Annotated in this window: 26 protein-coding genes and 1 pseudogene; 13 read left to right on the top strand and 14 right to left on the bottom strand. The window is 59.2% G+C overall.

What is annotated here, in order from left to right; genetic code table 11:
* Positions 1-96: 96 nt before the first annotated feature.
* The gene (locus FHT77_RS23355; RefSeq protein ID WP_183757292.1) at positions 97-981 is read right to left on the bottom strand and encodes an alpha/beta hydrolase; all 885 of its coding nucleotides are present in this window, start codon (positions 979-981) and stop codon (positions 97-99) included.
* Positions 982-1,198: 217 nt separating this feature from the next.
* Here FHT77_RS23355 and parE point away from each other — a divergent pair, with 217 nt between their 5' ends.
* Positions 1,199-3,280 carry a DNA topoisomerase IV subunit B gene (parE, locus tag FHT77_RS23350; protein WP_183757220.1) on the top strand — a complete coding sequence of 694 codons (2,082 nt, stop codon included), beginning with the start codon at positions 1,199-1,201 and terminating at the stop codon, positions 3,278-3,280.
* Between the two features lie 6 nt (positions 3,281-3,286).
* On the opposite strand, the gene FHT77_RS23345 is transcribed toward parE, so the two are convergent.
* Positions 3,287-3,742: an OsmC family protein gene (locus FHT77_RS23345; protein WP_183757219.1), complete on the bottom strand. Its 456-nt coding sequence runs from the start codon at positions 3,740-3,742 to the stop codon at positions 3,287-3,289.
* 2 nt (positions 3,743-3,744) lie between these two features.
* Positions 3,745-4,362, bottom strand: a complete 618-nt coding sequence (locus FHT77_RS23340) for a GntR family transcriptional regulator (RefSeq protein WP_183757291.1) — start codon at positions 4,360-4,362, stop codon at positions 3,745-3,747.
* 203 nt (positions 4,363-4,565) lie between these two features.
* Between FHT77_RS23340 and FHT77_RS23335 the strand changes: the two genes are divergently transcribed.
* On the top strand, positions 4,566-5,744 hold the full coding sequence (locus FHT77_RS23335; RefSeq protein ID WP_016554015.1) for an AI-2E family transporter: 1,179 nt from the start codon (positions 4,566-4,568) through the stop codon (positions 5,742-5,744).
* Here FHT77_RS23335 and FHT77_RS23330 read toward each other — a convergent pair whose 3' ends face one another.
* Positions 5,745-6,203, bottom strand: a complete 459-nt coding sequence (locus FHT77_RS23330) for a GNAT family N-acetyltransferase (protein ID WP_183757218.1) — start codon at positions 6,201-6,203, stop codon at positions 5,745-5,747.
* A 116-nt stretch (positions 6,204-6,319) separates the two neighbouring features.
* Here FHT77_RS23330 and FHT77_RS23325 point away from each other — a divergent pair, with 116 nt between their 5' ends.
* Positions 6,320-6,730: a hypothetical protein gene (locus tag FHT77_RS23325; protein WP_183757217.1), complete on the top strand. Its 411-nt coding sequence runs from the start codon at positions 6,320-6,322 to the stop codon at positions 6,728-6,730.
* Here FHT77_RS23325 and FHT77_RS23320 read toward each other — a convergent pair.
* From FHT77_RS23320 to FHT77_RS23310, 3 genes are all read right to left on the bottom strand, one after another.
* Positions 6,727-7,863, bottom strand: a complete 1,137-nt coding sequence (locus FHT77_RS23320) for a DUF2336 domain-containing protein (protein WP_183757216.1) — start codon at positions 7,861-7,863, stop codon at positions 6,727-6,729. The genes FHT77_RS23325 and FHT77_RS23320 overlap by 4 nt on opposite strands.
* A 93-nt stretch (positions 7,864-7,956) precedes the next feature.
* Positions 7,957-8,565 carry a flavin reductase family protein gene (locus tag FHT77_RS23315; protein ID WP_183757215.1) on the bottom strand — a complete coding sequence of 203 codons (609 nt, stop codon included), beginning with the start codon at positions 8,563-8,565 and terminating at the stop codon, positions 7,957-7,959.
* Entirely contained in the window at positions 8,565-9,149 is a 585-nt protein-coding gene (locus FHT77_RS23310) for a nitroreductase (RefSeq protein WP_183757213.1), read from the bottom strand. The genes FHT77_RS23315 and FHT77_RS23310 overlap by 1 nt, the downstream gene beginning before the upstream one ends.
* A 113-nt stretch (positions 9,150-9,262) precedes the next feature.
* Here FHT77_RS23310 and FHT77_RS23305 point away from each other — a divergent pair, with 113 nt between their 5' ends.
* Positions 9,263-10,348: a hypothetical protein gene (locus tag FHT77_RS23305; RefSeq protein WP_183757212.1), complete on the top strand. Its 1,086-nt coding sequence runs from the start codon at positions 9,263-9,265 to the stop codon at positions 10,346-10,348.
* On the opposite strand, the gene FHT77_RS23300 is transcribed toward FHT77_RS23305, so the two are convergent.
* The 5 genes from FHT77_RS23300 to FHT77_RS23280 form a co-directional block, all read right to left on the bottom strand.
* Positions 10,303-10,626 carry a hypothetical protein gene (locus FHT77_RS23300; protein ID WP_409527470.1) on the bottom strand — a complete coding sequence of 108 codons (324 nt, stop codon included), beginning with the start codon at positions 10,624-10,626 and terminating at the stop codon, positions 10,303-10,305. The genes FHT77_RS23305 and FHT77_RS23300 overlap by 46 nt on opposite strands.
* Positions 10,627-10,728: 102 nt before the next feature.
* Complete coding sequence (gene thrS, locus FHT77_RS23295; protein ID WP_183757210.1) at positions 10,729-12,714, bottom strand: threonine--tRNA ligase; 1,986 nt, start codon at positions 12,712-12,714, stop codon at positions 10,729-10,731.
* Between the two features lie 122 nt (positions 12,715-12,836).
* Positions 12,837-13,361 (bottom strand): DUF1697 domain-containing protein, encoded by a 525-nt coding sequence (locus FHT77_RS23290; RefSeq protein ID WP_183757209.1) that lies wholly within the window; start codon positions 13,359-13,361, stop codon positions 12,837-12,839.
* Positions 13,362-13,458: 97 nt separating this feature from the next.
* Positions 13,459-13,860 carry a membrane protein insertion efficiency factor YidD gene (yidD, locus tag FHT77_RS23285; RefSeq protein ID WP_183757208.1) on the bottom strand — a complete coding sequence of 134 codons (402 nt, stop codon included), beginning with the start codon at positions 13,858-13,860 and terminating at the stop codon, positions 13,459-13,461.
* A gap of 12 nt (positions 13,861-13,872) precedes the next feature.
* Positions 13,873-14,319 (bottom strand): iron-sulfur cluster assembly scaffold protein, encoded by a 447-nt coding sequence (locus FHT77_RS23280; protein ID WP_183757207.1) that lies wholly within the window; start codon positions 14,317-14,319, stop codon positions 13,873-13,875.
* Between the two features lie 306 nt (positions 14,320-14,625).
* Here FHT77_RS23280 and folE point away from each other — a divergent pair, with 306 nt between their 5' ends.
* The 3 genes from folE (at position 14,626) to FHT77_RS23265 (ending at position 16,823) form a co-directional block, all read left to right on the top strand.
* Positions 14,626-15,246 (top strand): GTP cyclohydrolase I FolE, encoded by a 621-nt coding sequence (gene folE / locus FHT77_RS23275; protein ID WP_183757206.1) that lies wholly within the window; start codon positions 14,626-14,628, stop codon positions 15,244-15,246.
* Positions 15,247-15,272: 26 nt separating this feature from the next.
* A complete protein-coding gene (gene hisI / locus FHT77_RS23270; protein ID WP_183757205.1) occupies positions 15,273-15,731 on the top strand; it encodes a phosphoribosyl-AMP cyclohydrolase in 459 nt (152 codons plus the stop codon).
* Positions 15,732-15,845: 114 nt separating this feature from the next.
* Entirely contained in the window at positions 15,846-16,823 is a 978-nt protein-coding gene (locus tag FHT77_RS23265) for a patatin-like phospholipase family protein (protein WP_183757204.1), read from the top strand.
* Between the two features lie 15 nt (positions 16,824-16,838).
* Here the strand turns inward: FHT77_RS23265 and FHT77_RS23260 are convergent, their stop codons facing one another.
* Together FHT77_RS23260 and FHT77_RS23255 are read right to left on the bottom strand one after the other, a co-directional pair.
* Positions 16,839-17,273 carry a CBS domain-containing protein gene (locus tag FHT77_RS23260; RefSeq protein ID WP_183757203.1) on the bottom strand — a complete coding sequence of 145 codons (435 nt, stop codon included), beginning with the start codon at positions 17,271-17,273 and terminating at the stop codon, positions 16,839-16,841.
* 104 nt (positions 17,274-17,377) lie between these two features.
* Complete coding sequence (locus FHT77_RS23255; protein ID WP_183757202.1) at positions 17,378-18,148, bottom strand: rhomboid family intramembrane serine protease; 771 nt, start codon at positions 18,146-18,148, stop codon at positions 17,378-17,380.
* Between the two features lie 298 nt (positions 18,149-18,446).
* Here FHT77_RS23255 and FHT77_RS23250 point away from each other — a divergent pair, with 298 nt between their 5' ends.
* The 6 genes and pseudogenes from FHT77_RS23250 (at position 18,447) to FHT77_RS23225 (ending at position 23,792) form a co-directional block, all read left to right on the top strand.
* The gene (locus tag FHT77_RS23250; protein WP_183757201.1) at positions 18,447-19,100 is read left to right on the top strand and encodes a PAS domain-containing protein; all 654 of its coding nucleotides are present in this window, start codon (positions 18,447-18,449) and stop codon (positions 19,098-19,100) included.
* 78 nt (positions 19,101-19,178) lie between these two features.
* The gene (locus FHT77_RS23245; protein ID WP_114712739.1) at positions 19,179-19,790 is read left to right on the top strand and encodes a PilZ domain-containing protein; all 612 of its coding nucleotides are present in this window, start codon (positions 19,179-19,181) and stop codon (positions 19,788-19,790) included.
* Between the two features lie 48 nt (positions 19,791-19,838).
* A pseudogene (locus tag FHT77_RS23240) lies at positions 19,839-20,112 on the top strand (prolyl aminopeptidase); the annotation flags it as partial.
* A 498-nt stretch (positions 20,113-20,610) separates the two neighbouring features.
* Positions 20,611-21,216: a transglutaminase-like cysteine peptidase gene (locus tag FHT77_RS23235; RefSeq protein WP_183757200.1), complete on the top strand. Its 606-nt coding sequence runs from the start codon at positions 20,611-20,613 to the stop codon at positions 21,214-21,216.
* 236 nt (positions 21,217-21,452) lie between these two features.
* Positions 21,453-22,205, top strand: a complete 753-nt coding sequence (locus FHT77_RS23230) for a hypothetical protein (protein WP_183757199.1) — start codon at positions 21,453-21,455, stop codon at positions 22,203-22,205.
* Positions 22,206-22,322: 117 nt separating this feature from the next.
* Positions 22,323-23,792 carry a serine hydrolase gene (locus tag FHT77_RS23225; RefSeq protein WP_183757198.1) on the top strand — a complete coding sequence of 490 codons (1,470 nt, stop codon included), beginning with the start codon at positions 22,323-22,325 and terminating at the stop codon, positions 23,790-23,792.
* Positions 23,793-23,877 lie beyond the last annotated feature (85 nt).

Raw genomic sequence — 23,877 nt, 5'->3', positions numbered from 1 at the left:
TTTGTTCGCAAACACTTAAAATTTCCGGCGGATGTTGCTGAAAATCATAGGCCAGAGCGACCGATAGGCACGCCTTTCTCGTGAGCCGAGCAAGGTTCAGGAACCCAAAATCCAGTTCAGCGTCCGACGCCAATCGATCATCCGGATCGGCGTTCCGTGGTTGCCGGTCTCGTAGAGTGCGAAATGCGTTGGGTACCCAGCTTTCAGGAGCTTTTCGAAGAGCGCCTGCTGGGCGGTTGCCGCATAGACCGGATCGCGGCTGCCATGCGCGAACCAAAGCGGCAGCTTGGCCTTGGCGAAGGAACTCTTGGCAAAATCCGGATCGGCAACGCCGCTCAGGATCACCATCCCTTTGAGGTGGTTTACGCTATCGGCGTCGCGGCTGAGACCCCAACAGATCTGGCTCCCCATCGACGCACACGCCAGGATAACCGGCTTGCCGGGTGACTGTGCGGCGGCGTAGCGGATCAGTTCCTCGATTGTTGCCACGCCGTCGCTGTCGAAACTCTTGACCGACGGTGAGTAGTAAACGCCGCCATTGCCAGCCACGAGATTTTTGAGGCGATTGAAATTGCCGCCGAAACTATAGTCGTTTGCGCCAAGACGCCGGTCGCCGTTTCGCCCGTGAATGAAGATCACGGTGAATGCAGCTCCGGCGGCTTGTCCTACCCTGGTGACATCGAGCTTTTGGGCACCCAATTGCAACGTCTCGTCCGATTGGAGCTTTCGGACGCCGAGGGACACGTATTTCTGTTGGGCTCGTTTCTCTGGTACTTGGTCACGGCCGTTGATGTCGCGCATCTCGTCGTATTCGATCAGGTCGAATGCGCCGTCCTTGCTCGACTGCAGCACATTTTGTGTGGAAAAGAGATCGTCCTTGTAAGGGGGGAGACGCTCTGCAGTCTGGCTACTTGCTCCCGTCGCCAGAAAAAAGGCCGCAATTGCGACGATAATGCTGTAATGACTTGTGGACATTCGCATGCGCATGGTTCCCTGAGCCTTCTGGCCGCTTGCCATTCCACGCCCGCCAACGCAAACCATTTCCTGAGAAAGTCCGCCGGATCGGGCGGCGTCGCGTAAGAAGGCGGTTTCTGGCAGAATTTGCCTGATTCGCAAACGTGACATCAAATGCGGTGATTTTGGGTCAGGCATGGCATATGCCGCCTGCCCCGAACAGGATGAAGATCTGAACGGCCCCATGGACGATAGCAACGACCTCTTTTCCGGAATGCCACTGACACAGAAGCAGGAGGAGACTCCAAAGTCTGCTGAGTTGCCGAAGGCGGCTGCTGCCGCCCCCGCGGAGGCGCCTGCCGCGACGTCGCGTCCAGCACCCGTGACGTCGACATCGGATGACTATGGCGCATCCTCGATCCGTGTTCTTGAGGGGCTTGAGCCGGTTCGCATGCGCCCGGGCATGTACATCGGCGGCACCGACGAGAAGGCACTGCACCATCTGTTCGCCGAAGTCATTGATAACTCAATGGACGAAGCCGTAGCCGGCCACGCCGATTTTATCGAAGTTTACCTCGATCTCCAAGGCTATCTGACGGTCACCGACAACGGTCGCGGCATCCCGGTCGAAAACCATCCGCAGGTTCCCGGCAAGTCGACCCTTGAGGTCATCATGACCAAGCTGCATGCGGGCGGCAAATTCGATGGTAAGGCGTATGAGACGTCAGGCGGTCTACATGGCGTCGGTGTATCGGTCGTCAACGCCCTCTCCGATGTCATGGAAGTGGAGGTCGCGCGCAACCGCAAGCTCTATCGCCAGCGTTTCTCGCGCGGCCTGCCGCAGGGCGGCTTGGAAGAGCTTGGCGATGTCCACAATCGCCGCGGAACGCGCGTCCGGTTCCATCCCGACGCCCAGATTTTCGGTGAGCATGCCAAGTTCGATCCCGGCCGCGTTTTCCGCATGGCCCGTTCCAAGGCCTACCTGTTTGGCGGCGTGGAAATCCGATGGAGCTGCGAAGAAGGTGTTCTGCCGCAGGGCTCCGAGGTGCCGGACAAGGCTGTTTTTCATTTCCCTGGCGGCCTGAAGGATTATCTCCAGGCGACGATGGGCAAGGAGTTCACGGTCACCCGCGAAATCTTTGCCGGCAAGACGGAAAAAACAAGCGGTCACGGCTCGCTGGAATGGGCGATCACCTGGTATGGCGGCGACCCGCAGGTGCATTCCTATTGCAATACCATTCCAACGCCCGAAGGTGGCACGCATGAAGCCGGCCTGCGCATAGCGCTCACCAAGGGCCTGAAGAACTACGCCGAACTGACTCAGAATAAGCGTGCAGCCCAGATCACCACAGACGACGTGATGATTTCGGCCGTCGGCATGCTTTCGGTCTTCATCCGCGAGCCGGAGTTCGTGGGGCAGACGAAAGACAAGCTCGCGACCGTCGAGGCTCAACGCATCGTCGAGAACGCGCTTCGCGACCCCTTCGACCACTACCTTGCCGACAATCCCAACGAAGCGGCCAAGCTGCTGGACTGGGTAATAGAACGCGCGGAAGAACGACTGCGTCGCCGTAAGGAAAAGGAAGTCAACCGCAAGACGGCCGTGCGCAAGCTGCGGCTGCCCGGAAAGCTCGCCGACTGCGCTCAGAACACCGCGGAGGGCGCCGAGCTTTTCATCGTCGAAGGTGACTCGGCAGGCGGCTCCGCCAAACAGGCGCGCAACCGCGCCAACCAAGCCATTCTTCCGCTGCGCGGCAAGATTCTAAACGTGGCCAGCGCCGGTCGCGAAAAGCTTGGAGCAAACCAGCAGCTAGCGGATCTAAGCCAGGCGCTCGGCTGCGGAACACGTTCGAAGTACCGCGAGGAAGACCTTCGCTACGAGCGCATTATCGTCATGACCGATGCCGACGTCGATGGTGCTCACATCGCCTCGCTGCTTATCACGTTCTTCTATCAGGAGATGCCGGAACTGGTCCGTGGCGGTCACCTGTTCCTCGCTGTGCCGCCGCTCTACAAGATCACTCAGGGCGCTAAATCCGCCTATGCCCGCGATGACGCACACCGGGCCGAGTTGATGGAGACAGAGTTCAAGGGCAAGGCGAAGGTCGAAATCAGCCGCTTCAAAGGCCTCGGCGAAATGCTGCCGGCACAGCTCAAGGAAACCACCATGGATCCCAGCAAGCGCACGCTGTTGCGGGTGGTGATTGACGAGGTGGATTTCGAGGGAACGCGCACCGCAGTAGACGACCTGATGGGAACGAAGCCGGAGGCCCGCTTCCGTTTCATTCAGGATCGTGCCGCCTTTGCGGAAAACCTCGATATCTAACGCCGCTTAGTCGAGACGTACGGCAATTTCCGTCTTCACCGAGTTGGCGAGGAAGCATAGCTCGTGAGCCTCGTGGTGAAGCTTCTCTTCGATCTCGCGGCTCGGACTGTCGCTGGCATAGGTGACCCGCGGGCGAAGCTCGACGCGGCTCACAATTGTCTTGCCTTGCACGACTTCCATGATGCCCGTCGCGGCGTCGGCATAGCTGTCGACCATGATGCGTTTCTTTGATGCGAGCCACAGGTAGAACAGCATGTGGCAGCTTGACAGCGCCGCAACATAGGCCTCTTCCGGATCCACGTTTTCGGCCACGGCATAAGGCAGCGGTACATTATGCGGCGAGGCGGAAGCAGCGACGACAGCACCACCATCGAAGGACCATTTATGGCCGCGGCTGTAGCGTCCGTCGATGAAGCTTGCCTCACCCCGCTCCCAGGCGACTTCTGCGGAAAACCTCGTCATTGTCATTCTCCCTCGCGCGTCAGGCGCGCTGTTGTCATCTGCAAATGATCCGATAAGGCTTGCAAGGCGGCGGTTTCGTCGCGACGTTCACAGGCCTTGACGATGGCACTATGCTCGGCGTGGAGGACGACGCGCTCGTCGGAGCCCTTCGGCTGCCTCGAGTAGGCTCGGCGCGACTCCCGCCGCAGGTTGTCGATCATGGAAACAAGGCGTTCATTTCTGCAGCGCCCATAGAGCGTCCGATGAAATGCCACGTCCAACTCCTCGAGGACAGCAGGGTCCTCCTCTTCCACCAGGTCCTCGTTGAGGCGCCGCGCTTTGCGTAGGTCGGCGTCGCTGAGCACTGGCAATGACGCGCGTAGCGCCATGCTCTCCAACGCAGTACGGATCTCAGCAAGCTCACGCGCCTGTTCTTCGGTGAAACCGGCTACAGCAAGGCTTCTGTCCAGTCGACGATTGAGCAGGCCGGATGCCAGCAGCCGATCAAGTGCCCGGCGGACCGGCTGGCGACTCACGCCGAATCGTTCGGCCAGAAACTCTTGCTTCAAGACCGTTCCGGGAGTGAGGCTGCCACTCTCAATTTCCCGACGGAGCGCTGTCGCAATTATATCTGGATCCATGGATCCAAAGTAACGTATCAAACGAATTTTGACAACATCGCTACGGGATTCTGTCATACTGATTGCGGACAACGGGCTTAAGGAGCGTAGTGGAGATCGCCGGGATTTCTGACGCGGTGTCGACGGCATAAATCGGTCATTGCGCTTGCGCCCGAGGGATGCATGGCCCATATCCATAGTCAAAATAGGGGGAAAAGAACGACGTGAGCCTTCCGAACAACAATATCCAGCGAGAGTCGCGATGGCTCGGCCCTTCAGGCCCTGCCCGCACGCCTCTAATTCCCTCGATCTCTGCAGCGCGCTGGCTGCTGGTTCTCGTTGTCGCGGCTGGCGTCTACTTCTTCTACGGCTTTGCTGTTCCAGTGCTGGCCGCGCTTGTCATTGGTTTTGCAAGCTGGCCGCTTTATCGCCGGTTGCTCGAGCGTGTCAGCGGAAACACGACAATCGCCGCCACTATCGCGATTGTCCTGATCGTCACATTCCTCGTCTTGCCGATCGTTTTCGCCGTGACCTACACCACAGGAGAGGTGCGTGAATGGGTCGCCTGGGCTGTGCATGCAAACAGATCGGGCGCTCCAACGCCACAGTGGATTATCGCCCTGCCCTTCGCCGGTCCTTACCTCGATGAGCTATGGACCAAATATATTGGCAGCCCCGGTTCGATGGGTGAGGTCATCCAGGCCGTCAGCGGAGCCAATATCGGTAACATTTATCGGGCGATTCTGGCGGCAGGCGGCGGCGCCTTCCATCTACTGCTGACTCTGCTTTTCATGCTGATCGCGTTGTTCTTCGTCTATCGTGACGGTTCCGCGTTCTCACGTCAGATCGACATGCTGGGCGAGCGCATCCTCCCGAACCGGTGGGAGCGGATTTCCCGCGTCGTCCCGGCAACTATCAGTTCGACGGTCATGGGCATGACGCTGATTGCGATCGGCGAAGGCATCGTGCTTGGCGTCGCGTACTGGATCGCAGGTGTCCCCTCGCCCGTGACGCTGGGTGTCCTGACCGGCATCATGGCCTTGATACCGGGCGGCGCGCCGCTCTCGTTTACCCTGGTGTCGGTCTATCTGCTGGCCAGCGGCTCGCACATTGCCGGTGTCGGTCTCTTCGTTTGGGGAACGGTCGAACTCTTCATTGTCGACAAGACGCTGCGTCCGAAGCTCGTCGGCGGTCCGATCAAGCTGCCATTCCTGCCGACGTTCTTCGGCCTCGTCGGTGGTGTGAAGACCATGGGTTTTCTCGGCCTTTTCATCGGGCCGGTGCTGATGGCGCTCATCGTCGCGATCTGGCGTGAGTGGATGCACGAGGTGCGCAACGCCGAAAGCGGTCCACAAGTCATGATCGACGAACAGGCGCCTCCCACATCCCGCGCGGCTGAATGATCAGGCCAGTTGTTTTTCCATGAACAGGCTAAGCGGATCTGGAAGATAGCTGCCGAATGGCTCGATTTGGACATAGCCGTATTTGCGGTAAAGAGCGATTGCTTCCGGCTGGTAGATGCCGGTTTCGAGCCTGACGGCCCGGAGGCTCTTTTCTACCGCTATCGCCTCGAGCGCGTTCATGAGTTTGCTCGCCACCTTTAGGCCGCGCGCCTTGGGGTCGACGAACATGCGTTTGATTTCTGCGGTCCCGTCACCCGCCTCCACCAGCGCGGAACAGCCAACGATCGCGCCGTCGTGGCGGGCGACGAAGAAGCTGACCGTCGGCTTCTCCAAAGACGAGACATCGACGAGGTGATTGCTTTCCGGCGGATAAAGCGACTGCGCATAGGCGTCGGACATGTCGAGCAGGCGGAGCACGCCTTCCTGACGAGGTGGTTCCAGAGCAATCGAAAGGGACACGGGATTTTCCTATTTTCGGCGCGCCCTGCATGACGAAAAGTTAATGCGGTGCGCCTTCATTCTGTTGGAATTTCAGCATCTAACGGGCGGAGTTTCAATATTCAAAAGGCAATACTATGCAAGCGATACTGGTTGCAATGACGATCTTGGGCTGCAATGACTCAGTCACGCAATGCAACTACATCGCGACTGTCGGGGAGCAATGGCAGACGGTGGCCATGTGCGACGCCGACTCCGAGAGGCAGCTCAAGCACTATACGAATGTCAGCTACCCGACCGTCATTGCCGTCTGCGAGCCATCGAAGCCCTCCACACCACCGGAAGTGCCGAAGACCGTGGTGGAGAACGCCCCAACACCGTCCACTCCGGTCGAAACGCAAGGTAGGCTGTCGGTCTTCGCTGATCGGGTCGCAGATCAGGTGCGTGCGCATCTGCCGTCGGGCGGTGATATGAAGGCAGCGCTGGCTTCGCCTGTCCATTTCGTTTCGGGAAGCTATTCGTGGGTCGCGAAGCGTCTTAGCTACTAAGCTGCGGCGAGAGCGGTCACCTGCGCGTAAGCGCGCGCACGCTGCCGCTGCTCCGCAATATGCAGCCTCTCTACCATCTCGAGCAGCTCTTGGACGGCACCGTGCGCTGTATGCCCGCGGAACTTCCGGAGCAGGCTGCCGCAGACGTCGCCGAGCATGGTCGCGGAGAGGTTTTTCGATGCTTCCCGCCACAGCAGCGTTGCTTCGACGAAGATCACGCTGATCTCGCGGGCAAGCCCGGCCGATTCGTATAGGGCGCGCACTGCATGCATGCGTCCGGTGGCAAGGATGGAACGCACGCGACGTTCTTCACATCCCGTAAGATTGACGATCGCGCAGGCGAAGAACTCCACTTTCCCGGAGCAGAGCGCATGCATTAGGAACGATGCCGTCAGGTGGCCGCTCGCTCGCAAGTGTTCGACCAGGTCCGAAATTTCGTGCGACGTAATCTCGCCTGCGATCGACACAATGGCGGCTTCATTGGCTTCCCTGCTGATTCGGTGCAGCCGGCTCGCTTCGATCGTCGCCTGCGCCAGTGGCAGATTGACGAGAGCGATGCTGACATGCTGGGCAAGCAACTGGCGTGCGTCTGCCGGCAGATCTCCGCGATCCAGGAGCAGGTTGCGGACTTCGCAGTGGTGGCCGAGGCGATCAGCAACCCTTTTCAGGGAGCAAGGTGCGATCACTGCTCCTTCGTTTTCCAAAAGGCACAGGACGGCTTCTTCTTCGCCGATCTCGCAAAGCGCAGCGGCAACCGGCCGTGAGATCATGCCGCGGGCCGCGATCAGCATACGCGTGATCTCGCTGCCGCCGGCTGCGAGATCAACAAGATCCGCATCCGACAACAAGGGAGAGCATGTGACGGCGTGCGAGGCAATCTCCGGCTGGTCTGCTGCCAGCGAAAGAATAACGGCACGTGGCGCGTCCGGAGACCATGAGATCGCCTCGGCCAGCGCCAGCCTCACCTTGGGGGACGGGTCGTCAAGCAGGAAAGTCATCGCCATCTCGGCCGCGGCGCGCTCTTCGGCGGCCATCTCGGACTGCAGGTAGGCCCTGCCGAGGGCATTTGCCGCGCGGGCCCTGTCTCCGGCTTTGGCGGTTTCCACCCAACGAAGAAATGCTTCTACGATCACCCGTGTGCCCCATGCCCGAATGCGATTCGATCGCACTCCAATCAGTAGGACTACGGTATGCTCAAAAAGTTTATGATTGGTTCACTATGTTCGTTAAGGTCTGGGCTGTGGCCGGAGCATTTCGAACACGTCGCTGCCTTCGCTGTAGTCCATATAGCCCATGCGCGCGACCGGCCTAGCGAGCGCCATGTCGAGGCGGCCGTCGCGGATGATCGTTTCATCGACGTGTATGCCCAGGACTTGACCAAAGACCACCACGTTCTCGGATTCTTCGCCGGCGAGTGATTTTGGCACGAGGATTTCGGTAACCTTGCATTCCAGTACGGCAAAGGCTTCCGCGACGTAGGGTGCGTCGACAAGCTCGCCCTTCCTTGCCGTCAGGCCGGCCAGCGCAAACTCGTCGACTTCGTACTCCACGGCCGCTGATGAAACATTCATCTTCTCCAGCAAGCTTCGGCTGACAAAGTTGCAGGTGAACTCGCCGGTTTCGGCAGCATTGCGCTGGCTGTGCTTGCGACCGGCAGAGGAGAACATCACAAGCTTTGGGCGGTCGGAAACCGCGTTGAAAAAGGAATACGGCGCGAGGTTGATCGAGCCATCCCTTCCCTTGCTGCCGATCCAGCCGATGGGGCGAGGTGCGACGATCGCCTTGAACGGGTCGTGCGCCAAGCCGTGCCGGTTGGTATCGGTGGTATAGAACATCAGGCCTCTCCGCCGACCCAGGTGACCGTCTCTGTTAGTTCCGGGCGCGGACGCTCGACGGCGGGAAATGTCGTCGATCCCATGTGAATGAAGCCGGCGATCTTTTCGCCGGAGTTTACGCCAAGCAATCCATAGGCACGCTCGTCGTAGGCGAACCACTCGGTCAGCCAGTTGGCGACCCATCCATGGGCGTTCGCGGCGAAGATGATGTTGAGGCAGACTGCGCCGGCAGACATCAGCTGCTCCCACTCCGGAATCTTGATATGCGGCCCGGCCTTGCTGACGACAGCGACGACCACGGGCGCACGGGTGAAACGGGTACGCTCCACCTGAATCATTTCCTCTGAAAGGTCAGGCTTGGCCGCAAGAGCGAGCTTCAGCAGTTCCTGGCCGATCCGGGCACGCTCTTCGCCGCGATAGACGATGAAACGCCAAGGTGCCAGCTTGCCGTGATCGGGCACGCGCGAGGCCAGACGCAAAATCTCCTCTATCTCGGTCTTGTCAGGTCCGGGCTCGGACATCTGGAACGCAGGGATAGAACGGCGCACGCCGAGATAGTCGATCAGCTTGATATCCGATTTCATGCGGGAGAGACTTCCATTTTCATGACAGCATTGGGGATGGGTCTTGAATTTGCCATCGCGTTGGTCTTGAAGTGGCCTCTGTGATTTCAGATGTCAATTGGTTCGCACGACACATGGTTGGCATTTCGCCATTTGCACGCACAAGCCTCGCCTTCGTTTTCGCTGCCCTGCTGCCGTTGAGCGGCCAGGCGCAGGAGGCCTTCCAGACCTTCAAGCAACTCGACACGACGGCAAAGATGCCGAAGCTGAACGCCTTCATTGCTCCGGGCACGGCGCCGCAGGGCTCGAAGCTGCGCGAGGTCGCCCTTGAGGCAAAGCTGACGGCCAATGGTGATGCGGTCCAAGACGGTCTGTCCTGGTACGTGTTCAGCCCCATGGCCGGCTCCGACGGCAAACTCCCCCTGATCGCATCGTCGCAGGGCGGCTCCGCGGACTTCCAGCTCGCGCCGGGAGACTATTTCGTCAACGTCTCCTTCGGCCGCGCCGGCGTCACCCGCAAACTCACGGTTCCCGAAGACGGGACGGTCGGCAAGCAGACGATGGTGCTGGAGGCAGGCGGATTGCTTCTGAACGCGGTGTCGGGCTCCGATGTCCGCATCCGACCGGATCAACTCAGTTTCTCCATCTATTCTGCCGAGGTGCGTGAAGACGGCGAGCGGGGCCTCGTCATGGCCGACGTGCCCCCCAACACCGTGGTTCGCCTGAATGCGGGCACGTACCACATTATTTCAGAATACGGTGAAACGAACGCCTCGATCCGAGCCGACATTCAGGTGGAGGCGGGCAAGCTCACCGAAGCCACGATCCAGCATAAGGCGGCGCAGATCACCTTCAAGCTGGTGTCGGAAGCGGGAGGCGAGGCGATCGCCGATACCGCCTGGTCGATCCTGACGGCCGCCGGCGACAGCGTCGGTGAAAGTGTCAGCGCCTTCCCGACCATGGTGCTTGCCGAAGGTGAATACTCCGCCGTTGCGCGAAACAAGGATAAGATCTACCAGCGCGATTTCAAGGTCGAGGCCGGCAAGAATACTGACATCGAAGTGCTCATGAAGGATGTCCAGCCTGAAGCACCCACCGCAGCCGCAAGAACGGTCCAACTCCAGGCTGACCCGCAGCCGGGACAAGCCTCTTCCGGGCCCCAGCCCCTTCCCTCCTACGACCAGTTGCAGGGCGCAACCGGCGGCGCTGATGCCGACTGATTGATCGGTCGGATGACCGTCAGGTGATCTTTCGCATCTTCGCGGGGCGCCAATACGGCGATCCCGTCACCGATGCCGAAGGGATGGTTGGCAACGATCACGATCGGGTCTTTAGGAATGTCGTTGATCGGCCAGTTGCCGCTGATGTTGAGTTGGACGTCGATGAAATCCAGCATCTTTCCGAACACGCGATCGCTCTTGCCGACGATGTCGGTACGCCAGAGGTTGTACAGCCTGACGTCGCGATCATTCCCGCAGGATAGTTGTTCAAAGCGCAAATCCGCGTCGGGAATATCCCCTCCTCATCAATGCGATGGCTATATCGCGGATACGTGACATACTTCTGACGGCGCCTGTGGGCGCCGTCAGATGCGTATCAACTAGGCCGCCTTCGCCTTTTTGGCTTCGGCCTTGCGACGGATATCCGGCGGTGTTGCTTCGAGCCCCAGGCTTGCGATCGCTTCGTCAAGCGACATCGAGGTTTGCTCCTGGCTGCCGAGGCGACGAATGTTGACCGTGCGCTCTTCCGCTTCCTTCTTGCCGCAGACGATGATGACGGGAACTTTCGTAACGGAATGCTCGCGGATCTTGTAGTTGATCTTCTCGTTACGGAAGTCGGTTTCGACCGCCAGCCCGGCGTCGCGCAGGGCTGCCGCAACTTCGGCGCCGTAGCCATCTGCCTCCGACGTGATCGTTGCGACGACGACCTGTTGCGGCGATACCCACAGCGGCAGGTGTCCTGCGAAATTCTCGATCAGGATGCCGAGAAAGCGTTCCATCGAGCCGCAGATGGCGCGGTGGATCATCACCGGCTGCGTCTTTTCGGAGTTGCTGTCGATGTAGAAGGCGCCGAAGCGTTCCGGTAGGTTGAAATCGACCTGCGTCGTGCCGCATTGCCATTCACGGCCGATGGCGTCCTTCAGTGTATATTCGAACTTCGGACCGTAGAATGCGCCCTCACCCGGCAGGATGCCGGTCTTGATGTTGTTCGACTGCTGCTGGATCGTCTCCAGCACCTCGGTCATCACGCTTTCGGCGCGATCCCAAAGGTCGTCTGAGCCGACGCGCTTTTCCGGGCGCGTTGAAAGCTTGATGGTGATCTCGTCGAAGCCGAAGTCCTTGTAGACCGAGAGGATCAGGTCGTTGATCTTCAGGCACTCGGCCGCCATCTGCTCGTCGGTGCAGAAGATGTGCGCATCGTCCTGCGTGAAGCCGCGCACGCGCATCAACCCGTGGAGCGCGCCTGACGGCTCGTAGCGATGCACGGTGCCGAATTCCGCAAGGCGGATCGGCAGTTCACGGTAGGATTTCAAGCCATGCTTGAAGATCTGCACGTGGCCGGGGCAGTTCATCGGCTTCAGCGCGAAGACACGGTCGTCATCGGTGTCGTCGCCGGCAACCGTGACCTTGAACATGTTGTCGCGGTACCAGCCCCAGTGGCCGGAGGTTTCCCACAGCGACTTGTCGAGCACCTGCGGCGCGTTGACCTCTTGGTAGTCTTCGGCGAGGCGGCGGCGCATATAGGCAACCAGCGTCTGGAACATGCGCCAGCCCTTGCCGTGCCAAAAGACAACGCCCGGACCTTCTTCCTGGAAGTGGAAGAGATCCATTTCGCGGCCGAGGCGACGATGATCGCGCTTTTCGGCTTCCGCAAGCACGTGCAGGTAATTGTCGAGATCAACCTGCTCGGCGAATGCCGTGCCGTAGATGCGGGTCAACATCGGATTGTTACTGTCGCCACGCCAATAGGCGCCGGCGACCTTCATCAGCTTGAACGCCGTGCCGATCTGACCGGTGGACGCCATATGCGGTCCGCGGCAAAGGTCGAACCAGTCGCCCTGGTAATAGATCTTCAGATCCTGGCCGGCGGGAATCGCGTCTACGAGTTCGACCTTGTAGCTTTCGCCCTTGGCTGCGAAAACTTCCTTGGCCTTCTCGCGCGACCAGACTTGCTTGGTGAACGGCGCGTTGCGAGCGATGATTTCCTTCATCTTCTTTTCGATCTTGGGCAGATCGTCCGGCGTGAAGGGCTCGTTCTTGGCGAAGTCGTAGTAGAAACCGTTCTCGATAACAGGACCGATCGTGACCTGCGTGCCGGGCCAGAGTTCCTGTACGGCTTCCGCCATCACGTGGGCTGCGTCATGCCGGATCAATTCCAGCGCGCGGCCGTCGGTGCGGGTGATGATTTCAATTGTGCCTGCCGTCACCGGGTCGGAAAGATCGCGGACCTGACCATCGATGGCGATCGCGACGGCCTTCTTGGCAAGGGACTTGGAAATGGATTCGGCGACATCCTTGCCGGTTGCGCCAGCATCGTAGCTGCGCACGGAACAGTCGGGAAATGTCAGGGAAACGGATTGGGACATTTAGAATTCTCCTTGTCCAGTCCCGCCAACGAATGCGGGTGGTTGCAATGAAGCGCTTCGTCCGTACGAATGCGCCGCCGCCTGATACCGAGATTTGCTGCTTGAGTAAAGAAAAAGCCGGCTTAGCCGATCATTTCAGCCAGGCCACGAACCGTATTCCAGTTTCGCAACGTGCCGACGCCCATGCGCTTGGTCGTCAACGCCGAAAGCAACTTCCATTGGCTCGGCTTGTCGGCAAAATCGATCCAAAGATCGCCGCCAGTGAGCGCCATACGTTGCGTCGGATCGGCATAAGGGCGAAGCGTCGCCATGGCAGCCGCTGGTAGTGGCTTGCGCATCACGCGCACGATCACTTGGCTGCCCTCACCGTCCAGGAACGGATTGGACTTCGCGAGCTTCTGCCAGTCGGTGCCCTTGCGCACGATGATATCGACCGGTTTGCCGAACCGTGCTCTGAAGGCTGCCTCGAGAGTGGCCTCCATATCGACGAGCGCCACGGCTTCGGCCTCGAAGACGATGTTGCCGGTGGAGACCAGGGTCCGCGGATTTCGGTATCCGATGTCCGTTGCCATGTCGCGAAGGTCTGACATCACGACGCGTCTTCCGGGCGCAAGCACGATGCTGTGCAATAGCGCCACGTAAATCATGCCTTCCGGAACTCCCTGCCGTCCTCGGGAAGATCGTCAAGAATATCCTTGAGGGTGACATCGTGGCCGTGACGAAAGGCCCAAAATACGCGTTGCCTCATCCCTCGGCCGCCTTACGGCCAAGCGCGAGATAGCGCCAGGGCGTCCACCAATGGAAGCGCTCGCCGAGCTGCTCGGGAACCGGGTCGAGCCCGCTCGTGCCACCCGGCCCGCAACGGGCGACACGAAACAGCGTCATCCAGCCGCCACTCCACAGTCCATGGCGCGCTACCGCCTCATAGCCGTATTCAGAGCAGGTCGGGATGTGGCGGCATGAATTGCCGATAAAACCGGACAGGGTCAGTTGATAAGCGCGAATGAAACCCATCCCGAGCACCCTGCCTGGGGTCTTGTGAAACGGGCCGGCGTAATTGCGGGAATAGGAACGCGAGGCTGTGCGGGGAGCAGCAGCGCCCCCCTCGTCTTCATCATCGCGATTGATCGAACAGAATTCACACATCGGTGGTGTTGCTCACGCTTCGATGGTTTCAGCGCGCTTGGCCTCAATCTGGCCGATCGCATCGACGACGGCGTCGAAGGTCAGCATCGTCGAGGCATGTCGCGCCTTGTAATCCTTCACCGGGCGGAGATAGCGCATGTCCTCGAACCGGCCTTCCGGCCCCTCGCCGTCCGCCTTCAGCATCGCCAGCATGTCCGCGCGCGCCTTGCGTAGTTCCGTCGTATTGGCGCCGATGACATGGCGGGCCATGATTGAGGAGGACGCTTGGCCGAGTGCGCAGGCTTTGACGTCGTGGGCAAAACCGCTCACGGTATCGCCATCCATCTTCAGCCAAATCTTGACCTTGGAACCGCAAAGCTTGGAGTGCGCCTGGGCGCTGGCGTCGGCATCCGGTAGATTGCCGATCAGCGGAATATTGCCCGCAAATTCGAGAATTTTGCTGTTGTAGATGTCGTCCATCGTGGATTCCGCTCCAGAATTCATGCGGATCGGCGCCTCAAAGCTCATTGTAGCACAAAAGAAAAACACAGCGTGTCGTGCCGGGAGACTTACATACAGATGCCGTTTTCCTATATGTATGTCGGTCGAAGGCCAGAAAAATGCAATGGCCTCGGCTAAGTTTGATTGGGAAACCGTGCCGGAAGGGCCGCAAACCAAGCCCTGAAAGCCCCGGAGCCTGCCAAAGGTGCATGAATTCCCTTGAGTGGAATTGCCAGTGGCTAGTCCGAAAGACGATCCGTAAAGCGGATCAGGAGACTGTTACATATGGACGCCATCATCAAGAATTTTCCGCAGACCCCCGCCGATCTCGATGCCGATCGGCCCAGCCAGAAAGAGGCTGAGGACGCCGTTCGCACGCTCCTGCGTTGGGCAGGTGACGATCCATCGCGTGAAGGTTTGCTCGACACACCGTCGCGTGTGGCCAAAGCCTATCGTGAGCTGTTTGCCGGCTATGATATGGACCCTGAAGACGTGCTTGGCCGCACCTTCGAAGAAGTTGCCGGCTACGACGACATGGTTCTGGTGAAGGACATTCCGTTCTTCTCGCACTGCGAACACCATATGGTGCCCATCATTGGCAAGGCGCATGTCGCCTACATGCCGGACGGCAAGGTGCTCGGCCTTTCGAAGATCGCCCGTGTCGTTGAGATCTACGGCCGTCGCCTGCAAACGCAGGAAACCATGACCGCCCAAATCGCAAAAGCGATCGATGAAACGCTCGCTCCGCGCGGTGTTGCAGTGATGATCGAAGCAGAACATATGTGCATGGCCATGCGCGGTGTGCAAAAGCAGGGCTCCACCACATTGACGACAACATTTACCGGAACGTTTAAAACTGAGCCGGCTGATCAAGCCCGATTCATGTCTATGGTCCGGAGCCGCTGAATACGGCTTCATCTAAGAAAGCCGCGATGATGCCCTTTGCGTTCAATGCACCGTCCGACGATAAATCAGAACTCGAGGACGCCGGCGACTTCACGCCGCGGTTCGATGATCGCGGCCTGATCACCGCGATCGTCACCGACGCCACCGATGGCGAGTTGCTGATGGTGGCGCATATGAATGCGCAGGCCCTCGCCCTGACCATCCAGACCGGCAAAGCGCATTACTTCAGCCGCTCGCGTGGCAAGCTCTGGATCAAGGGCGAGACGTCTGGGAACACCCAGATGGTCAAGGAAATCCGTACGGATTGCGATCAGGATGCCATCTGGCTGAAGGTTGAGGTCGCTGGCCATGACGCGACCTGTCACACTGGCCGGCGGTCGTGTTTCTATAGGACCGTGAACCTCGAAGACGGAAAGCCGATGCTCGAAATCGTCGACGACGAGCTCCAGTTCGACCCGACCGAAGTCTATGGAAAAGAGACATAAAAGCAGGCAATTGCCTCTTATTGGGCCAAAATCTACGCCTATATACGAATTGGAAAGGGACGCGGGACACTAATATAGTTCGTTTTTAATTGTTTGCCGGGAGGGAGACGAGCAATGCTGAATTGGGGTTTGTACCGCCAAAGCTCCGAAGCGGGCGCGTCCAATGCCAGCAGCCCGACCGCGCCAGACATGAATACTCCTCTCGCTCCTGCTCCCGCACCTGCCCCAAAGAGAACAAAGCTTGCCCTTGCATTGGGCGGAGGCGCCGCGCGCGGCTGGGCCCATATAGGTGTCCTGCGCGCCCTCGATGAGGAAGGTATCGAGATCGGCATGGTTGCCGGAACGTCCATCGGTGCCCTGGTTGGCGGCTGCTATCTCGCCGGCAAACTCGATGAGCTGGAAGCGTTCGCCCGTTCGCTGACGATGCGCCGGATTGCCAGCCTGCTTGACCTGACCATCGGCGGCAGCGGCTTGTTCGGCGGCATGAGGCTGACGAAGCGGATGCAGGAGCATCTGGAGGGGCTGAATGTCGAAGATCTGGACCGGCCGTTCGTCGCCGTTGCCGCTGAAGTCAACACCGGCCACGAGGTCTGGATTGCCAATGGTTCGTTGATCACGGCGCTTCGCGCCTCCTATGCACTACCGGGTATTTTCGAGCCAGTTCGCAGCAACCAACGAACGCTCGTCGACGGTGCGTTGGTCAATCCGGTACCCGTTTCGGTATGCCGCGCTTACGAGCAGCCGCTTGTGGTCGCCGTCAACCTGAACTACGATCTCTACGGTCGATCGGCGGTCGTCAGACACAACGCCACGCTCTCGCCGTCCGAGGTCCAGCGGCGCGAAGAGGCGCCTTACGCCAAGCTCGGCATGACCGGCGTAATGGTGCAGGCCTTTAACATCATCCAGGACAGGATTGCGCGGGCCCGCTTGGCGGGCGACCCGCCGGATATATCGATTCAGCCGCGCCTTGGCGATATCGGTCTCTCGGAATTCCATCGCGCCGGCGAAGCCATCGAACGCGGCTACCAGGAAGCCAAGCTGAGGCTTCCCGAATTGAAACGGATGCAGGAACTATTCGCCGGCTCCCTGTAGGGGCCGGCGATGCGTTCAACCGGCAATGTAGGCCTTGATCTGCTCGGATTCCAGTTCGACCTCCGCGATGCGTGTCTTCACGACGTCACCAATCGAGATGATACCGACGAGCTTGCCGTTGGTTTCAACGGGAACGTGACGGAAGCGGCGGCTTGTCATTAGCCCCATCAAGTCGTTCACGGTCGAATCTTCATGGCACCGATAAACCTTTGCGGTCATCAACGATGCAACCGGCTGATCGAGACAGGCTGCTCCCGCCTTAGCGATCGCGTGAACCACGTCGCGCTCGGTAAAAATCCCGGAAATCTTGTTTTCCATCCCGACGATGACGATAGCGCCAATCTTCTTCTTGCTGAGAATCACGGCAGCTTCGGAAACGGTTGTATGCGGACCGGCGGTCACCACATCCCTGCCCTTTGCGTCGAGTATGGCTTTGACTGTATTGGACATTTTGAACCTCCTATGTCGAAAGTGAAGCACTTCTACTGATCACAGGCATCCGCAGCGGTTTACTCCTCCCATCGCGGATCAGTTCGAATGGTGCACTCCAACTCTCAAGATTGCAATATATCCGATGTCTCTGAAATTGTCGGTTTCTCGGGCGGTTCCCGGTCAAAAAGACCGAAGAGAGCGAAGCCAAAAATGAACCCTCCGATGTGAGCGTCCCAGGCGATTGCCTGCGATCCGTCACCGATCAGCGGGACGCCGACCGCAATCAGCAGGTTGCCGACGAACCAAAAGAGAATGAATGCAACGACCGTGCGGCTGCGAAACGCGTCGCGTATCGAAAGACGTGTATTGAGATGCGCTGGCGGGGCGATCCGCCGTTCGGGTGGGAAAGCGAAGCGGCAGGCAGCGCCCATTAGGCCAGACACGACCCCGGACGCGCCGATCAGCAGCGTAGCCGCGCCCCAATTTAGGACGGCATGGAGAGCGGCTGACGCGATCGCCGATAGCACCCAGAAAACAATGAAACGAGACGTACCAATTCGCCGCGCTACCGGTGTGCCGAAGGCCATGAGCCATAGTCCGTTGAAAACGATGTGCTCGATGCTGCCGTGAAGGAGCGAATAGGTGATCGGCGTCCAGAAAAGCTGAGGTCCCTGCTCGGACAACGGCGTGATGTAGCGCAACGGAATGAACCCGAAATTGAAGAACAGCCAGTCGAGACCACCGCCGGACAGAAGAAGTGATTGAACAGCGTAAATCAGCCCCAGGAGCGCAAGCGCTGTGAGCACCGGACCGGGAAGATTGAAGATCGGTGCCGGCGGCGGTGTTGCCGGGGGCTCCATCGCCGCTTGCGGCTCGACCGAGTGCTCGTTCATCTTCGTCCTCGCTTGAATTGCGGCACAGCCTTACAGGACGGCAAGTCAAAAAAAAAGCCGTCCGGCAAAGACCGGACGGCCCTCGAGCGTTCCGAGAATGCCTCGGCGCCCGACAGTCTGTGCTGAACTTCCCGAAGACAGGAAGCGATGGGCAAACACTGCCATGGGACAGCTCCACGCTCAATCGAAACCCTTCTTTAACCTTAACTGCTGCGAGTTGGCATGAATTACGCACCGCGTCCCAGTACAAGGCCATGACGGCCGTATTCTGATTTGAAATGAAACAGCCGGTGCCACAATGCGTATCAAAACAACGATCGACCTATTCGAATATTGGAATCGCATCCGCGGTCGTGACTTGGCGCCACTGCGGTCGCAGGTTGAACCGACGGATTTGCGACAGATTCTTTCAAGTGTGTTCCTGCTCGAAGCCAGCGAAACGGGACGGATCGCATTCCGTCTTGCCGGAACGCGCATCTGCGACCTCTTTGGACGTGATCTCGGAGGGACCGCGTTTTCAGACCTCTGGACGCATGGGAGTGACGATATCGAGCATATTGCTGCTGGCGTTATGGCGCACGCAATCCCCACGCTGATCAACGCCACAGGTTTCACCACGGCCGGCCATAGTGCCTGCTTTGAAATAATCCTGCTGCCACTGCGCTCCGAGGGCGCCGAATGCGATAAGCTGTTGGGCGCGATCGCTCCCGCGGTCGCGGCAACGTGGCTGGAAGTCGTGCCGTTGCAGTTCCTTGCTCTTGATCGCAGCCGATTGATGCACGAGCGGCTCGGCAACGAGGACGAGCGTGATGAAACGGAGTTTGACGATGAGCGTCCGCAGTTCCCGCGTCCGCCATCGATTGCCGATACGATGCGCCGCGTCATGTCGGGCCTATTTGCTGAGCCCGACACACCCGCCGTCTCGATTCGACACAACCGATTGGGTGCATAGGGGACGAACCTGAACAACCTTCTGTTAAGGGATTGCGGGTAAAGATCGGCTGGTAGTATTTCATGAAGAAGCCCTTTGATGCACGCGTTCCAGCAAGTTCAAACTCAACGGACTGCGCCTCGCCTCGAACAAGGTGCCTTTCAACGCGTGCCCATCAATATGCAGGGCCGGCTGATGCTGGCGAACTACGAGGAGTATGAGTGCCTCGTGGTCGACATGTCGCCGGGCGATATGTATGTGACTTGCCAGGGACGTCCCCGTGCTAACGAGCGTGTCGTTGCTTACATCGATCACCTGGGTCGCGTCGAAGGCTATGTGCAGACGGTTGATGGTCGCGGTTTCTCGATGTCGATCCATGCAACCGAACGCAAGCGCGAGAAACTTGCGGCGCAACTCACCTGGCTGGCCAATAAGCACGAACTCGGCCTTCCCGAGGACCGTCGTCACGACCGCCTGACGCCGCGCGAGACCAAAACCGAGATCACCTTGGAAGACGGTGCGCGTTACGAATGCCGAATTATGGACTTGTCGCTCTCGGGCGCCGCAGTCGATCTCGACGTCCGTCCGCCGATCGGCACCCCGCTCCGCCTCGGCAATATGCGTGGCCGCGTTGTCCGCCATTTCGTGGAAGGGGTCGCGATCGAGTTTCTGTCGCTTCAGTCGCGGGAAACGCTTCGCGAATTTCTCTGATCGCCGTCACAGGCGCGTCGTGCATGGGGCTACCGAATTGGGTGGCGCATGACGATTCTCTATCCTGAAATAGAGCCTTACGAGCACGGCTTTCTCGATATGGGCGCCGGGCAGCAACTCTATTGGGAGGCTTGCGGCAATCCGGATGGAGCTCTCGCTCTCTACCTGCACGGCGGCCCTGGCTCCGGTTGCTCGACATCCGCTCGCCGCTATTTTTGATCCTTCGGTCTACCGGATCATCCTCTTCGATCAGCGCAATTGCGGCCGAAGCCTCCCGAATGCCGCCGATATGGCAGATACGTTCGTGACAGCATGGGAACTGTCGAGGGCTTGGCCGGAGAGTCGGCTCGTTATCGCAGAAGATGCCGCGCATTCGGTGTCGTAAGACAGTTTGGCGCGTGCGATCATCGATGCGACTGACGTTTTTCGCGAAACTCCTCAAAAAATAATTTGCTTCCCAACTCGCAACTGGCGGCCAATTTGCCGATTTCCAAGCCGTTTTGGTGGTCTCAGCCGAGACGCGTGCCAGTGCCGCCGCTAATGCGGATGGTAAACAAAGGTTTCCCGAAGTTCGGGATTGGGCTGCCGCGTTAACAACTTGTCCCAATATGCGCCCTTAGACCGCCCGACATCTTTTCGAGAAACCGACAATTTGAATCAAAATTGGCGCGAATGTCCTTCAAACTTTAGCGGCATTTGATCTTGTTTTTAGTCGATTTCTCCGCGTGTTTGAATCAACTAAGCCTTTAATTTAACTGCGTAATTTTGCGCAGGGTAAAAACGTCTGTGTCAAGTTCTCCTCACAACGGGGAGACAATAAATGACGGTAACAACTTTCATCAAAGGCGGTCTGGTCGCTGCTGCGATGCTGATCGCGACGGTGGGTTCGGGACAAGCGAGCTCCCTAAACATGACGGTTGTCGGCAACGCGAGCCCGCCGATCGGCGCCTATCAATTCTGCAAGGAACTGCCCGCCGATTGTGCGAACGCGGCCGGCGATCAAGGCGAGCTCCTTCTGACGGAAGAGCGCTGGAAGACCATTCTCAAGGTAAACTACCAGGTCAATTCGTCGATCTCGCCGTTGACCGACAAGGAAATCTACGGGGTCGAGGAGCGCTGGGCCTATCCTCGTTCGGTTGGTGATTGTGAGGACTATGCGCTGCTGAAGCGCAAGATGTTGATCGATGCCGGCTTCTCGCCTTCCGATTTGCTGATGACCGTCGTCCTGCAGCCAAGTGGCGAAGGCCATGCAGTGCTGACCGTCCGCACGGATCGTGGCGATTTCATCCTCGATAACATGCGAAACAAGGTCATGCTTTGGGCAGACACCGAATACACCTACCTCAAGCGCCAGTCCGCCGACGATCCGGCCCGTTGGGTCAAGCTGCAGGACGGCCGCGCCGTGGCAGTCGGCAGCGTCAAGTAAACGCCACATCGCCGGATTGCCGGCCACACCCCATGCGGCCCCGGTCGTCCCCGCATCCCCGTCCCTGACCGGCGCTGTAGAGCCGCTCCCGCTGTCCCGGGAGCGGTTCTTTTTTGCTGCGTCCAAATGGGCCATTTAATTGTTCGTTAACTGTGGCTGCCGGATCATAGGCAAAATCACCATAGGCACCGACGGCTCCTGTTTTTATCGCGGCGGTCTGACATCCGAAAGCCGCCATGAGCTACCCAGTGCATCGTGCCCACGAGGTCGAGGAATCTCCTCTCCTGTCGACCAGATTCATCGTCCGCGTTACGGTCGCTATTGCCTGCCTTGCAGCATTGACGCTCGTCATCAGTTTCGGGGGGCGCTGGTTCGGCGCCCGTATATCACTCGCCGGCAACACGGACTCAACGGCTCCGATAACTTTGACGATCGGCCGCGATACGCTTCGACTGCCGGAAAACACATTGCGCTTTCCCAGCCAGCGACGCGACGGCCTCTCCGAGCGCGCGGACCTCTACCTCACCTGGCCTGAAATGCAGGGCTACAGCAAGGAGCATCGCGAGCGCTTCGATGATATTGCCCAGTCGTCGGGCCTCATTTTCCTACAGATCGCGCAAAGCACGATGTCCAAGGACATGTCGGGGCGCCTGGAACCGATCTACTCGCACCTGATCGAGGGCGAGAGCGTGCCCTTTGCCAATGGAATGACGCTACATCACTTGCGAGGTGACGCTGGTTACGCGGACGAGGTTCTGTTGACGGCGCCAAGTGCCGATGCCCCCGCCTATGTCGTGCGCTGCGCCTTGCCGTTGACGCCGCAGACGGCCAGCAGCGGCGATTGCCAGCGCGACATCAGAGTCGGTCGCGATTTAACTGTGCTTTATCGGTTCTCGAGCGCGCATCTGCCTGATTGGGACCATATTGATGCCGCTATTCGCCACTTTGTGGAGGCTCGACTTGTGAACGCTTCTGCGACAGGTCGCTAGAATGATCCGATGCGGCGAAACAAACGATTAATCATAAACGGATTGGTAACCCAGGGCGGATAATTTGCCGAAAGAGGGATCGTGCCAGGAGGGTGGGCGATCTCTCTAATATCCGAAATGCAAGCGAAGAGTAGAATAGTGCCAAGGTCAGTCTCCTCCGTATCCCCATCGCGATCCCGCAACTTCCTGATAAGAGCGATCACGGCGCTGTCTCTCGCTGCCGCTGTCGTCATGGCCGACTCGATCGATGCCGATGCGGAGGCTGCCAACTCGAAATATGCTGGCATCGTCGTTGATGCGAAGACTGGCAACGTTCTCTACAGCGAGAACGCGGATCGCCTGCAGTATCCGGCATCCCTCACCAAGATGATGACTCTCTATCTGACCTTCGAGGCGTTGGAGCAGGGTCGCATTCGTCTGGACACTTCTGTTCCCTTCTCCGCACATGCTTCCGCCCAGGCGCCGACAAAACTTGGTGTGCGCCCCGGTGGCACGATTACCGTCGAGCAGGCGATTCTCGGCCTTGTCACGCTTTCGGCCAACGATGCCTCCACGGCTCTCGGCGAGCTGCTAGCCGGTTCGGAAGATCGCTTCGCGCAGGTGATGACCGCCAAGGCGCATGCGCTCGGTATGACGCGCACGACCTACCGCAATGCCAATGGCCTGCCGAATACCGCACAGATGACGACGGCGCGTGACCAAGCTCGGCTCGGTATCGCCCTTCGGCAGCATTTTCCGCAGTACTACGGCTATTTCTCCACGCAGAGCTTTAAGTTTGGCAGCCGCGTCATCCGTAGCCATAACCGCCTTGTCGGCTCCGTCCGCGGCGTCGATGGCATCAAGACTGGCTATACCCGCGCGGCCGGCTTCAATCTGGTGAGTTCCGTTCAAGTCGATGGCAAATCGATCGTTGGCGTTGTTCTCGGCGGCGCTTCGACCCCTGCCCGTGACAACCAGATGCGCAAGTTGATCGCAGCCTATCTGCCGAAGGCCTCCAGCCGTGGCGGTTCCTCGGACCTGATCGCCCGGTCCGCGCCGCAACCCGCAGCGCCTATCGCAGAAACGCGCGTCGCATCGGCTGCGCCAGAAGTCACCCTGCCGCGCACGGCGCCGGCCCCTGATACCCGCTATCAGCCAGCATCTGCGCAGGTCGCTTATGCAGACGTCGCCAAGTCCAAGTCCGACAACCCGCTGCTCCAGCAGGAAATGCCGGCGCCGACGAAGGTCAAGACGCAGGCGATCAAGCAGGCCTCTGCGGCTACGCCGACGCCTGCGCCCGCCTACGTGCCGCCTGAGCAGGGTGATACCTCTGTCGACGAGTTGACGACCGCTTCGACCAAGGAGCCGCAGCTTGCCGGCTGGGCCGTCCAGATCGGTGTGTCTGCCAGCAAGGAAGGCGCCATGGATCTGCTCGACAGCGCCAAGGACAAGGCTGGCAAGGCTCTGCGCTCCGCCAGGCCTATCGCAGTCGCAAATGCAGGAAGTTATCGCGCCCGCTTCGGCGGCTTCGATGACCAGCGCTCTGCAGTAAACGCCTGCAACGCGCTGAAGCGTGCCGGCGTGAAGTGCTGGGCCACGGCCCAATGATCAAAGAACTGCCGCCTGATATTGCAGGCGGCAGTCCAAAGCGTCGTGATCGGTGTGTTTGATCCGACGAAGTTCTGAGACTCGG

Source organism: Rhizobium sp. BK181 (assembly GCF_014193305.1).
GTDB lineage: Bacteria > Pseudomonadota > Alphaproteobacteria > Rhizobiales > Rhizobiaceae > Rhizobium.
Note: the sequence above shows the minus strand (reverse complement) of the source record. Positions and strands in the feature narration are given on the sequence as shown.

Excerpts from the sequence above, each read along its gene's own strand:
- hisI (WP_183757205.1), top strand. The coding sequence starts at position 15,273 with ATGATGCCCTTTGCGTTCAATGCACCGTCCGACGATAAATCAGAACTC.
- FHT77_RS23225 (WP_183757198.1), top strand. The coding sequence starts at position 22,323 with ATGCAAGCGAAGAGTAGAATAGTGCCAAGGTCAGTCTCCTCCGTATCC.
- thrS (WP_183757210.1), bottom strand. The coding sequence starts at position 12,714 with ATGTCCCAATCCGTTTCCCTGACATTTCCCGACTGTTCCGTGCGCAGC.
- FHT77_RS23280 (WP_183757207.1), bottom strand. The coding sequence starts at position 14,319 with ATGGACGACATCTACAACAGCAAAATTCTCGAATTTGCGGGCAATATT.
- parE (WP_183757220.1), top strand. The coding sequence starts at position 1,199 with ATGGACGATAGCAACGACCTCTTTTCCGGAATGCCACTGACACAGAAG.
- FHT77_RS23345 (WP_183757219.1), bottom strand. The coding sequence starts at position 3,742 with ATGACGAGGTTTTCCGCAGAAGTCGCCTGGGAGCGGGGTGAGGCAAGC.
- FHT77_RS23340 (WP_183757291.1), bottom strand. The coding sequence starts at position 4,362 with ATGGATCCAGATATAATTGCGACAGCGCTCCGTCGGGAAATTGAGAGT.
- FHT77_RS23355 (WP_183757292.1), bottom strand. The coding sequence starts at position 981 with ATGCGAATGTCCACAAGTCATTACAGCATTATCGTCGCAATTGCGGCC.
- folE (WP_183757206.1), top strand. The coding sequence starts at position 14,626 with ATGGACGCCATCATCAAGAATTTTCCGCAGACCCCCGCCGATCTCGAT.
- FHT77_RS23290 (WP_183757209.1), bottom strand. The coding sequence starts at position 13,361 with ATGATTTACGTGGCGCTATTGCACAGCATCGTGCTTGCGCCCGGAAGA.
- FHT77_RS23255 (WP_183757202.1), bottom strand. The coding sequence starts at position 18,148 with ATGAACGAGCACTCGGTCGAGCCGCAAGCGGCGATGGAGCCCCCGGCA.
- FHT77_RS23245 (WP_114712739.1), top strand. The coding sequence starts at position 19,179 with ATGCACGCGTTCCAGCAAGTTCAAACTCAACGGACTGCGCCTCGCCTC.
- FHT77_RS23305 (WP_183757212.1), top strand. The coding sequence starts at position 9,263 with ATGGTTGGCATTTCGCCATTTGCACGCACAAGCCTCGCCTTCGTTTTC.
- FHT77_RS23250 (WP_183757201.1), top strand. The coding sequence starts at position 18,447 with ATGCGTATCAAAACAACGATCGACCTATTCGAATATTGGAATCGCATC.
- FHT77_RS23310 (WP_183757213.1), bottom strand. The coding sequence starts at position 9,149 with ATGAAATCGGATATCAAGCTGATCGACTATCTCGGCGTGCGCCGTTCT.
- FHT77_RS23315 (WP_183757215.1), bottom strand. The coding sequence starts at position 8,565 with ATGTTCTATACCACCGATACCAACCGGCACGGCTTGGCGCACGACCCG.
- FHT77_RS23260 (WP_183757203.1), bottom strand. The coding sequence starts at position 17,273 with ATGTCCAATACAGTCAAAGCCATACTCGACGCAAAGGGCAGGGATGTG.
- FHT77_RS23265 (WP_183757204.1), top strand. The coding sequence starts at position 15,846 with ATGCTGAATTGGGGTTTGTACCGCCAAAGCTCCGAAGCGGGCGCGTCC.
- FHT77_RS23235 (WP_183757200.1), top strand. The coding sequence starts at position 20,611 with ATGACGGTAACAACTTTCATCAAAGGCGGTCTGGTCGCTGCTGCGATG.
- FHT77_RS23325 (WP_183757217.1), top strand. The coding sequence starts at position 6,320 with ATGCAAGCGATACTGGTTGCAATGACGATCTTGGGCTGCAATGACTCA.
- FHT77_RS23230 (WP_183757199.1), top strand. The coding sequence starts at position 21,453 with ATGAGCTACCCAGTGCATCGTGCCCACGAGGTCGAGGAATCTCCTCTC.
- yidD (WP_183757208.1), bottom strand. The coding sequence starts at position 13,860 with ATGTGTGAATTCTGTTCGATCAATCGCGATGATGAAGACGAGGGGGGC.